Here is a 9,771-nt window from a genome sequence, read left to right on the forward strand (position 1 = left end):
ATGAAAGGATTGTTCATTTGTTGAATCGAGCGTGGATCAGCCCGATTTAAATCAACCGTTCATCCGTTTGATCATTCGGCCCGTCTTGCGGTCTCCGATGTAGCCAAAGAACGCTTAAGGCAATGCGAGGCATCGAACTCATTCACGCTTTGTGACAATGGCAAGGTTTTGCCTCACAGATCGTTACTATCTGATGTGAAACATCAAAGCGATCGCCGCGGGATACGAGCATCAAGTCGTCGGATATCGCGCTCGATCTAACCAAGGCAAAGTGACGATTGCGCGGCTCGCTATACGTTGGATTCGGTGAACAATCCTTGTAGCGTGATGGAGATCGTCTATAACAGTCAACACGGAACTCCATTTTTGCACGGCATCGCAGCATGAGCTGCCAATTCGACGGCATTTTGCGATGCAGATTAAACGCTACCTACAGGCATGGTTGTCTAGGTCAAGACGCCTGGCGTTGCGAATACACTAGACGCAAACGGTTTGACAGGGCACCGGACGTCCAGCCTAAGGCTGGATCCGAAGCGACATCTTGCTGATGGCCGTTTCCATTCATTCGCTCATTCGCGCATCACCATTCGCCTGCTGTTTGTCTTTACGCTGATCATAGTTGTCGATTCAGTCGCGACACGTCGTGAACAGGGGTACCGGAGAGCACGCTTGGCATGCGTCAACGGACGTCCTCTTCTAAAGACGGCTTGAAAAGGACATCGTCGTGCGAGGCTTCGAGGCGTCTTGGACTGGCGATACGTCAACTGGAGGATGTGCGATGGATGAAATGACAGGCTGAGGAACCGCAGGTACCCATGCATGACTTGTCATAGACACGTCGGCTAAAGCTCGTGCCCGCTTGGCATCGTCGATGAAGTCGTCGGAAGTGCCTGCAAGCAGTAGAAGAAGGTAATGGGAATAAGAATGTTAACCCAGCTGGAGGTGTTACCGTGAAAGTGCTACCCCTCGTCCTCGTCGGCGCCGCTGCCATATCAGGTTGTGCGAACCAGCCAATGCCAGTGAACGCGCAATCCGTAGGAGAAAGTCAAAAAGCTCCCGCCGTTGTTGCCCAGTGCATCGCGCAGAAATGGGCGGATCAGTCGCAACGACAGGTGGTATCCCAGGTCATCGTGGCGAACAATCAGGCGATGGATGTCTATGTTCCGGGGCAGCAGCCTCCGAATGGCGCAGCCGCTGTTGTGCGGCCGTCGTGGACGGGCAACAACAAGACGTGGGTTGGCTTCCGCGCGGGAAGCGGGGCCGATAGCGGCGCGAGCGGCAGTATTGGCGGATGCCTCTGAACGGCGCGTGGGTCCGCGGCAGTTCGTGGTTTCCCGACCCGTAAGGACCGCAATCTCAGCAGCCTCAGGCCCTATCTGAAGCAATCAACCGAGGAGAGTCTCATGAACCGTCGCACATTCGTTTCGCTGACCGCCATTGCCCTCGCCAGCTCGCTTGCCGCTTGCGGCACGACCTCGAATCCGACAGAAGCGGCCAACAAGCGCAAAGAAATCGATGCCGGCGTCGATGCCGCCATCAACAAGCTTTACAGTTCGACTCCAGGCGCGCGGGAACAGGGCAGCAAGGCCAAGGGCATTCTCGTGTTTCCGTCGGTGATCGCGGCGGGCCTCGTGGTCGGCGGCGAATATGGTGAAGGCGCCCTTCGCGCGGGAGGCGCGTCGATCGGCTATTACAAGACCAGTACCGCGTCGTTCGGCCTGCAGATCGGCGCCCAGTCCAAGGCGGTGATCCTGATGTTCATGACCCAGGACGCGCTCGATAAATTCCGGACGAGCGACAAGGGCTGGACAGCGGGCGTGGATGGATCGGTAGCGGTCGCGAAGACGGGCGCCAATGGTGCACTCGACACCGCAACGACAAACTCTCCGATCGTCGGGTTTGTGCTGACGAACAGCGGTCTAATGGCCAATCTTAGCTTCGAAGGCACCAAGGTCAGCAAGCTCGATATCTGATGCCGCGGGTCCGCCGGTAGCGATGCAGTGCGTCTCCCGAGCGGGCGTTTCGCAGGCCCGCGACGTCTCGTTGATAGACAGCCTGCGAACAACGAACATGACAACGACACAGTACCTGCTCCACAAGGCGTCTGCGACCAGTCGCAAGAATGCTATTTCGTGCGGATTTCGTTTCACTGCCCGAATATTTCCGCGTCTTCCTCGACAAAGCGCAACGTCGCTTCCATTAGTGCCTCGCGGGGATAAGCATTCTGCGTGACGAACAGCGAGCCGATGACGGAGTGCGTTCGGGCAATCGGCACGGCGAGTGCCCAGTGATCGGCGTTGACGTAACCGAGGAGCGTGCTCCCGGGCACGACCTGATCGTAGAAGATCACCTGACTGTCGTTGCGTGCATCGACGCGCGAGAGTTTCTCGTAGCTCGATCTCAGTATGGAAGAAATGCGATCCGGTTCGGGGAACGTCACGAGCGAGTAGTAGCGAAGGCCGGGAGGGAGCGCGTGATGAGCCATCCACGCCCTGCGTGTTGCCGGCCGCAGGCTTTGCACGGCGCCACCGTCTCCCGAGGTGCAGCTCGCGCCCGGAAAGTGTCGCAGCATGTCCGCCTGGAACTGCTCGGCGTCGTTCGCAAGCGGCGATCCGCCGACCGCTCCGGCCGCGCTTACCATCGCTGCCACGCGACTTCGGATCTCCGGATAGGCGACCAGCGCCTCCAGGATGTCCGGTGCACCTTTTGAGTAACCAATTAGCACGAGCTGCGGCGCTCCGGCCGGCAGTGGCATGGCCAAGATGGCATCGCGAATCTGGCGTGCATTGTTCGCCGAGCTCGACAACCCGTCGACATCGAGCATGATCGCGTCGTAGCCGAATTGCCGCAGGTGCTTCACGACGGTGCCGGGCGAACTAAGCCAGGGCTTGAAGCAGTCGTACCCGACGCCGGGCACCACTACCGCGATGAGGTGTCGCCGAGATTGCCCCAGATCGACAGGCACGCCGGTGCCCGCAGGCTCGACACCGACTCGCGTCAGCGCGTCTTCGCAAGCACGGTAGTCGTCAAGCGCGGCGCCGTGTGTTTGAAGGACCGCACAGTAGATCTCGCGGAATCGCGCCCGTTTGTCCTGGATGCCTGCCTGGGATGCTGCAACGAGGGCAAGCGGCGGCGTGTCCGCGGAGTAAGGGATGAGCGGCTTCGTTGCACATGCCGCAAGCGCAAGACAGGTTACCGCGGCAGCGACTCCGGCTCCGCCACGCCACAACGCACCTCGGTGACGAGCCTGTCGGGCCCCGAGCCTGTCGCGTAATCCGGCGACGGGGTTACTTTCCTGCATCGCCGTTCTCCTTGCGTACGGCGGACTCGCGTTGCTCGAGGTAAGGTACCCAGTCCAGAATTTCGACATTTGTAAAGTTGAGCGGCCGCGTTGCAAAAAACATCACCGCGCGCAATCCGTCGGTATGGTAAGTCGCACCGTTTAGTGTAGTGCGGGGACCTGTCTGCGACGCCGAAGCGCCCCCGTTCACGAATCCGAGCTTCTCCAGACCGCCCGAGTACATCATGTCCTGAACGAGGAAATTCCTCGCCTCGTCGACATCCTCGTGTAGCACGTCCCCTCCAGTGCCGCCGCGCGCAAAGCGGCCGCCGACCGGCCGTCCGACCTGGGCGACGTACACGAGGGCGCCGTTGAAGCGAATGGGCGTGAGCCACGCGCGTATGGAGGTAGCAGATGCGCTCGCTTGCGCCTCCTTGCGCAGGACGACGTCCGGCCTGCGTCCGAAGACCCATTGGTTCAGATCGTCCTCGCGCAGGGTGCGGCGAAAGCTGCGTCGCACCAGCGCCGCACCTATGTCTCCCAGATTGCCGATGGCAATGACATTCAGCGGATCCGCGCCGGTCGTGGCGTGCTGATCGCTGGCGCAACATGGCAGCCGCTCGAGCGCGGCACGCAGCGACGCGAGGTCGTGGCAGTGAGCGATTTCTGCATCGGGATACTGAAACAGCGTCAGCGCGAGGCGAGTATCGAACACGTCATCCGGCACGCGCACGAAAAGGGAGAAGGGAACCAGCGTCCTGCTTCCGAACAGGTCGACATTGACGAGCTTGGGATCTCGATCCGGGTTGGTGAACAGAATCCCGGTGCGCGTTTCCCCCGCTAAAATCGGGTTCTTAAACCCGAGCATGTTGAAGTGATCGTCGATGCTCGCATTCGTCGCGCCTCCGAGCAGCGTGTGCATGGACCACGCGACTTCGAGGGGCGAGAAGTAGTCGGGATCGGTTCCCGACTGCAGCAGCCATAGCGGTTGCGAGGTCCGGTTCTGAACTTCGATCCATAGCGGCTGTACGTTGGTCTTGTTGAGGTCGGCGCCGAACATGCGTTCGCTGTCGTGGGATGACAGCACGGCCGCTCGCACATGCACGTTCAGTTTGGTCGCGCTCACGGCACGCTCACGCAGCGGCGCATCGTCGAGGTCCGTTGGAGCGGTCCATCTCGCACAGCCTGCCAAAAGGAGAAGGACTGTAGCGCTGCCGGCCGCGTTTCTCAGTGCACGTAGCGACAATGGCGACGTACTCATTGTTTCGCTTCCGAAGGCGGATCGCTCCTGGCTTTCGCGCTCATCTCCCACGGGAGAATTTCAATCTCTGAAAGCGAGGTGGGATTGCGGTCGAATACGAGGACCTGTCGATACCCATCGGTGTAGTACGGGTCGGTGGTGAGGTTCTGACTCGGTGCGGTTTGCGGGGCTGGGCCCACTCCTTTTACAAATCCGATCTTTGTCAGGTTCTGGGAATAGGCCATATCCTCCGCGAGTGCCCTGCGCGCTTCGTCCACGTCCGGGTCGATCTTGTGCGTTGTGAACGTCGGCGAGTGAATCGTGAGACGGGTGCCGATATCCCGGCTGATCTGGCCCACCCACACGGCCTTACCGCGATATCGAATCGGACTTAGCCAGAGTCGCAGATGATTGCGCTGGTGAACGTTGTCACGCGCCTTCTGTAACGCGAGGTCCTGCGCTCGTCCAAACAGATAAAGGTCGCTTACTGGCGCATTGACATAACGATCGCCAGAAAGCGCGGAGGTGACCATCCGCATGATCGCGCCAGACCACTTTTGCTCGGTCGGGCTCCAGCCGCGGCGCACCAGTGCGGGAAAGGCGTCGTCGAGGCCGCCCACAAGGACCAGGTTGAGCGGATCTCCATTGCTCGAACCGTCTTGGTTCGTTGCGCAGCAAGGAAGGGCTTCGAGAGCCGAGCGAAAAGCGTCGTCATCCGTATAGTCCACGATTTCTTGCGGCGGATACATATCGCGGCGAAAGACTTCGCTGACGTGGTAATCGGCATAGAAGCCCGGCACGACGATGAGGATTGAGAATGTCCTTGCTTGTGCGCTCGCAACAAGGTCCAGCTGGACAAGCTTCGCGCCTTCGTCGAGGTGGGTGAGCACGAATCCCGAGTTGGTCTGGCCGGGCAGGATGGGGTTCCGGAAGGCAAGTCGGCGGAAGCGCTGGTCGAGTTCCTCCTTCCCGGCAGGCGAATCGGCGGTCGTAAACGCCTCGGCCGCTTCCGAAGCGGGGAAGAAATTTGGGTCGACACCCGGTGACATTAGGAAATAGCTAAGGGTTTCGTTGTTCGAAACCTCGATCCAGACGGGCTGAATGGACTTCTTTGCGAGCGCTACACCATAAGTCGCCGCGCTTTCTTCAGCCGATAGGACTGCCGCCGAGACTCGCAGGCCGCCTTCAGTGCGTGTCACGGCCCGGCTCTTATAGGTAAGTGCGCCCGCGGGCGGCGGCGTTGAGGCGCAACTCGACAAGACGAAAGCGATGACAAGTGCGACCAGCAGTCGGTTGACCATGCCGTTCATCGACTAACCTCCTTTCTGCAAGGGCGGGCGCCGAAGTCCTTAGATCGTTCTTCACAGGCATCGTTGAAGTATAGGTCGAGAGTCCGGAATTACCGTCGATGTTTGACCGACCGATCGGACCGAGGGCAGTGGACGGCAGCAGTGCTCTCCACGCGCAGCGTCCAGTTTGTAATCCTTTGTTGCGTTATGGAGATCGCCTATAACTGTCAAGATGACATTCATTTTTGCGTGATATCGCGCGTCGACTGTGGATGAATTGCCTTGGTTCGATGCGGAGAAACGCTACCGACCGGCATTCCCCTCCACGACAAGAACGCCTCGGCATTGTACGTACCTGAGGCGCGAATACCGATTGTCACGACATTAGACGGCCAGTCCCCTGGCTGGATCAGAAGCATCAATTCTGCTGAGGTCCGGTTTGCATCCATGGCTCTCATTTGCCGCATCATCATTCGCCTGCTGTTGCTGTGTTTGGCGCTGCTCATGGTTGTCGATCTGACGGCTCAAGCGGCGCGGGGAGACACCCTGGCTCAGGCTAGATCGCGCGGCTTCCTGCGCTGCGGGGTTAGCGAAGGGTTTGCCGGGTTCTCCGTCCGGGACGCGACTGGGCATTGGTCGGGAATGGACGTGGACTTCTGCCGTGCGCTCGCCGCAGCTGTGCTGCACGATTCCAACAAGGTTGTATTTGTCCCACTAAAGGCGTCGGCACGCTTCGCTGCGCTTCAGATGGGCGCGGTCGATCTGCTTGCCCGCAATACGACCTGGACACTGCTTCGCGAAGGCGCGCTTCAGCTCCAGTTCGCCGGCGTGTTGTTCTACGACGCTCAGGCGCTGATGGTGCGTACGCAAGGCGGCAAACGATCGATTGCGTCGCTCAAGGGGGAGACCGTATGCGTCCAGAAGGATACATCCACCGAGGATCATCTTCGCGCGTACTCTCAGGCGAATTCATTGGACCTCAAGCCGCTCGTGATGGATTCGGCGATCGAGTTGAGCCGCGCGTTTTTCGCGGGCAGGTGCAGCGCATATACGGCGGATTCGTCCATCTGAGTGCGCTGCGGGCGCAAGCTCCTGACGGGCCATCGGCTTACACGATCCTTTCTGAGAGTATCTCTAAGGAGCCGCTTGGACCAGTCGTTCGGGGCGATGACAACCGGTGGCTGACTCTCGTGCGCTGGGTGCTTTTCACATTTATTGCGGCGGAAGAACTTGGGGTGACCCGCGAGAACTACCGGACGCGGATCCGCGATCCTCTCGTCGAAGGCGCGCTCGTCCCTGACAACACGATCACGCGCACGCTTGGCGTCGAGCCGGGCTGGACGCTACGGGCGCTCGAAAGCGTCGGCAACTATGGCGAGATGTTCGACCGGAATCTCGGTGCGCAGAGTCCCCTCGATCTGGAGCGAGGGATCAACGGGCTGTGGACGCATGGCGGCCTGATGTATGCGCCGCCGATGCGCTAGGTCACAAGGGGCGTCATGAGTGAGCTGCAAATCTACATCGTGGTTGGCGTATTCGCGGCGGTCATTCTAGTGATCGCTTTCGACGTGATCGACATGGCCGTGGCGGCACTCTTGGGCATGAGCGCCTTGATTGCACTTCGAATTCTTAGCGAGGAGGATCTTCTCGCCGCCGCCCGCATCTCGGCGGGGCCGATCAGTCTGTTGTTCGGCGGCATGGTGGTCGCGCGGATCCTCTCGACCACGGGCCTGTTCGAGGTGATTGGCGACAAGTATCTGCGCGCTACCGGAGGTAGCGGCAAGCGCTTTCTCTTGCTGCTGATCGCGATCGTCGCGCCGTTGTGCGCTCTGCTCCCCAATGCGACCACGGTCATCCTCCTCGCGCCGATCATTATCCGCGTGGCGGTTGCGCTCGATATCGACATCGTCGCGCCGATGGTGCTGACCGCAATTGTCAGCAACGCGGCTGGACTTCTGACGCTCGTCGGGGACCCGGCGACGTTCCTGGTGGGAAATTCGATAGGCATGACGTTCGGGGAGTATCTGAAGCGGGCGAGTCTCGGCGGGCTTATCGCGCTGGTCGTGATGTTGCCGTTGCTGCCGCTGCTGGCGCGTGACATCTGGCATGCGCGGCGGCCCTTGCCGGCGCGCGCCCCGGGCACCCGGCTCAAACGACCCGTTTACGCGGGCCTCACGCTCGCCGTGCTGGCGATCATGATGGCGCTGTTTGTATTCGGGGAAAATCTGCCGACGCGGATCGTTCCGCCGGCCGTTGCGGTGATCGCCAGTGCGCTGGCGTTGTTGGTCGCCTACGCGTTCAAGGTCGAACCGACCGATCGCGTGCTGAGCGACGTCGACTGGAAAACGCTGGTGTTCCTGGCATCCATATTCTGTCTGGTCCAGGCAATGAGCAAGACGGGACTGCTCCAGCTGATGTCGCTCAGGCTCTACGAGTTGTTTGGAACCCGGCTGTCGCTGGTCGCACTGGCCATGATTGCGGGAATCGGCCTGCTCTCGTCGCTGCTGGCGAACGTGCCGGTCGCGGCGGCATCCATCGTGATGGTCAAGGGCTACCTGGTGGCAGCCGAGTTCGTTCCCGATTCGGCGCTTTCCGACGAGTTCACGCAGTGGCCCCCGGCGGTCATCCCGGTATTCATAGCCATGATGTACGGCGCGACGCTCGGCGGCAACGCTACGCTGATCGGCGCGTCTGCCAATATCGTCGCAGCCGGGATTTGCGCCCGGCATGGCAAGCCGCTCACGTTCGTCAGATTCCTGCGCTACGGACTGCCTGTCACAATCGTCCAACTCGTGGCCACAGCGGCTTACGTGCTCGTGCTCGCGCGATTCCTTCATTGAGCCTCAGGCTACCGCGGTCATGGAGGGCTGGAACGTCAGGGCAAACTTGCGACGATCGAGGCTGCGCCCCGACACAAAGGGCTTCGTTCCGACATTCAAGACCGCACGGCAGGTATGGCTGCATGCGATCGCTCGCGGTTTTGAGACCCAGCGCGCGTGGACGCTGCGATTCACCCGGCGCAAAAGGCTCTTGAAACGAAGAAGGACGTCGAGTTGCTCGACTGGAATAACAACGGAATGGCGAACTCCGTAGCCATCAAAGGGACCGTCACGCCGACCAGTACCCACAAGACGGGCGATCAGGTGTGCCGGCAAGTCACGCTCGTCGCGATCGCGAAGGGACGGACGCAGTCCTGGATCCCGACCGCGTGCAAGAAAGGCAATTGAGCGTGGCAGCTCAAGAGGCAACAGAGCTGGCTGTACATCGGCGAACGCGGTTCCGGTTGGAGGTTAAGCAAGTCGTTACCGGTCCGGCTACGTCGGTGACGGCTCAGACCGACAAATGGGCGGGGCCCGTCAAGAGGCGGGCGGCGCATCGCCGGTAGCCAGCGCTGAATCAACTGAAAATGCGGGCGTCGTTTGCGTCCGGTTCATCCCAGAAATACGATTCGAGTGCTTCGAGGGTGATCAAGCATTCGACTGAGCCGCTCGCACGCACGAGGTCGAACGCGACATCTTGGCAATCGAGGATGCTGGGTGCTGCCGCTGCCGCTGCCGCTGCCGCTGCGGCTGCCATGGTTCAATTGTGCAGATTAAGAAAGGCGAGTGCTCGAACTCTGGCCTGCGGCATAGAACGCGACCCGGTGCTTTGCTACCAATCGATACGGTGCTTGTCTTCCGTTTCCCGATGCCGACGGTCGTCGTCGATATGCAGGTACAGACTGGTCGTGGTCAGTGAGGCATGGCCCAGATTGTCACGAACGAGCCGCGTCCGACTGCACGCTCGACGAACTGGGAAAACAGTTCGACGTGACCCGCGAACGGATTCGCCAAATCGAGAGCAAGGCAATGCGAAAACTGATGCATCCGAGCCGCGCGGATAAGCGTAAGCGACTCGGCACGGCCGTTTCACAGTACTGAATTTCTCGATGCATGATGGGCGCGTTCAGATTGACGGAGACA

10 protein-coding genes and 1 pseudogene are annotated in these 9,771 nt (G+C 60.3%); 7 read left to right on the plus strand and 4 right to left on the minus strand.

Features of this window, described 5'->3' with window-relative positions; translation table 11 throughout:
• The first annotated feature begins 950 nt into the window (after positions 1-950).
• Both AWB65_RS30145 and AWB65_RS30150 read left to right on the plus strand, forming a co-directional pair.
• On the plus strand, positions 951-1,301 hold the full coding sequence (locus AWB65_RS30145) for a hypothetical protein (protein WP_087670582.1): 351 nt from the start codon (positions 951-953) through the stop codon (positions 1,299-1,301).
• A gap of 102 nt (positions 1,302-1,403) precedes the next feature.
• Positions 1,404-1,973 (plus strand): BPSL1445 family SYLF domain-containing lipoprotein, encoded by a 570-nt coding sequence (locus tag AWB65_RS30150; RefSeq protein ID WP_087670583.1) that lies wholly within the window; start codon positions 1,404-1,406, stop codon positions 1,971-1,973.
• Between the two features lie 173 nt (positions 1,974-2,146).
• On the opposite strand, the gene AWB65_RS37205 is transcribed toward AWB65_RS30150, so the two are convergent.
• From AWB65_RS37205 to AWB65_RS30165, 3 genes are read right to left on the minus strand one after another with little or no spacing between them, the layout of a single operon-like run.
• Entirely contained in the window at positions 2,147-3,301 is a 1,155-nt protein-coding gene (locus AWB65_RS37205) for a lipase family protein (RefSeq protein WP_235007855.1), read from the minus strand.
• Complete coding sequence (locus AWB65_RS30160) at positions 3,288-4,541, minus strand: LssY C-terminal domain-containing protein (RefSeq protein WP_087670585.1); 1,254 nt, start codon at positions 4,539-4,541, stop codon at positions 3,288-3,290. The genes AWB65_RS37205 and AWB65_RS30160 overlap by 14 nt, the downstream gene beginning before the upstream one ends.
• Entirely contained in the window at positions 4,538-5,830 is a 1,293-nt protein-coding gene (locus AWB65_RS30165; RefSeq protein ID WP_087670586.1) for an LssY C-terminal domain-containing protein, read from the minus strand. The genes AWB65_RS30160 and AWB65_RS30165 overlap by 4 nt, the downstream gene beginning before the upstream one ends.
• A gap of 426 nt (positions 5,831-6,256) precedes the next feature.
• Between AWB65_RS30165 and AWB65_RS37210 the strand changes: the two genes are divergently transcribed.
• The 4 genes from AWB65_RS37210 (at position 6,257) to AWB65_RS30180 (ending at position 9,036) form a co-directional block, all read left to right on the plus strand.
• Positions 6,257-6,880, plus strand: a complete 624-nt coding sequence (locus tag AWB65_RS37210) for a transporter substrate-binding domain-containing protein (RefSeq protein WP_235007856.1) — start codon at positions 6,257-6,259, stop codon at positions 6,878-6,880.
• A 164-nt stretch (positions 6,881-7,044) separates the two neighbouring features.
• Positions 7,045-7,293, plus strand: a complete 249-nt coding sequence (locus AWB65_RS37215) for a hypothetical protein (protein ID WP_235007857.1) — start codon at positions 7,045-7,047, stop codon at positions 7,291-7,293.
• Between the two features lie 15 nt (positions 7,294-7,308).
• Positions 7,309-8,649, plus strand: coding sequence for an ArsB/NhaD family transporter (locus tag AWB65_RS30175; protein ID WP_087670587.1), 1,341 nt, complete (start codon positions 7,309-7,311; stop codon positions 8,647-8,649).
• Positions 8,650-8,805: 156 nt separating this feature from the next.
• A complete protein-coding gene (locus AWB65_RS30180) occupies positions 8,806-9,036 on the plus strand; it encodes a hypothetical protein (protein WP_087670588.1) in 231 nt (76 codons plus the stop codon).
• Between the two features lie 169 nt (positions 9,037-9,205).
• On the opposite strand, the gene AWB65_RS30185 is transcribed toward AWB65_RS30180, so the two are convergent.
• Entirely contained in the window at positions 9,206-9,385 is a 180-nt protein-coding gene (locus tag AWB65_RS30185) for a hypothetical protein (protein ID WP_087670589.1), read from the minus strand.
• A 194-nt stretch (positions 9,386-9,579) separates the two neighbouring features.
• On the opposite strand from AWB65_RS30185, the pseudogene AWB65_RS30190 reads away from it, so the two are divergent.
• A pseudogene (locus AWB65_RS30190) lies at positions 9,580-9,729 on the plus strand (sigma factor-like helix-turn-helix DNA-binding protein); the annotation flags it as partial.
• Between the last annotated feature and the right edge of the window lie 42 nt (positions 9,730-9,771).

This window comes from Caballeronia humi, assembly GCF_001544475.1.
In the GTDB taxonomy this organism is placed as follows: domain Bacteria; phylum Pseudomonadota; class Gammaproteobacteria; order Burkholderiales; family Burkholderiaceae; genus Caballeronia; species Caballeronia humi.

Bases quoted from the DNA above. Each gene is read 5' to 3' on its own strand.
- AWB65_RS37205 (WP_235007855.1), bottom strand. From the start codon at position 3,301: ATGCAGGAAAGTAACCCCGTCGCCGGATTACGCGACAGGCTCGGGGCC.
- AWB65_RS30150 (WP_087670583.1), top strand. From the start codon at position 1,404: ATGAACCGTCGCACATTCGTTTCGCTGACCGCCATTGCCCTCGCCAGC.
- AWB65_RS37210 (WP_235007856.1), top strand. From the start codon at position 6,257: ATGGCTCTCATTTGCCGCATCATCATTCGCCTGCTGTTGCTGTGTTTG.
- AWB65_RS30185 (WP_087670589.1), bottom strand. From the start codon at position 9,385: ATGGCAGCCGCAGCGGCAGCGGCAGCGGCAGCGGCAGCACCCAGCATC.
- AWB65_RS30165 (WP_087670586.1), bottom strand. From the start codon at position 5,830: ATGAACGGCATGGTCAACCGACTGCTGGTCGCACTTGTCATCGCTTTC.
- AWB65_RS30175 (WP_087670587.1), top strand. From the start codon at position 7,309: ATGAGTGAGCTGCAAATCTACATCGTGGTTGGCGTATTCGCGGCGGTC.
- AWB65_RS30160 (WP_087670585.1), bottom strand. From the start codon at position 4,541: ATGAGTACGTCGCCATTGTCGCTACGTGCACTGAGAAACGCGGCCGGC.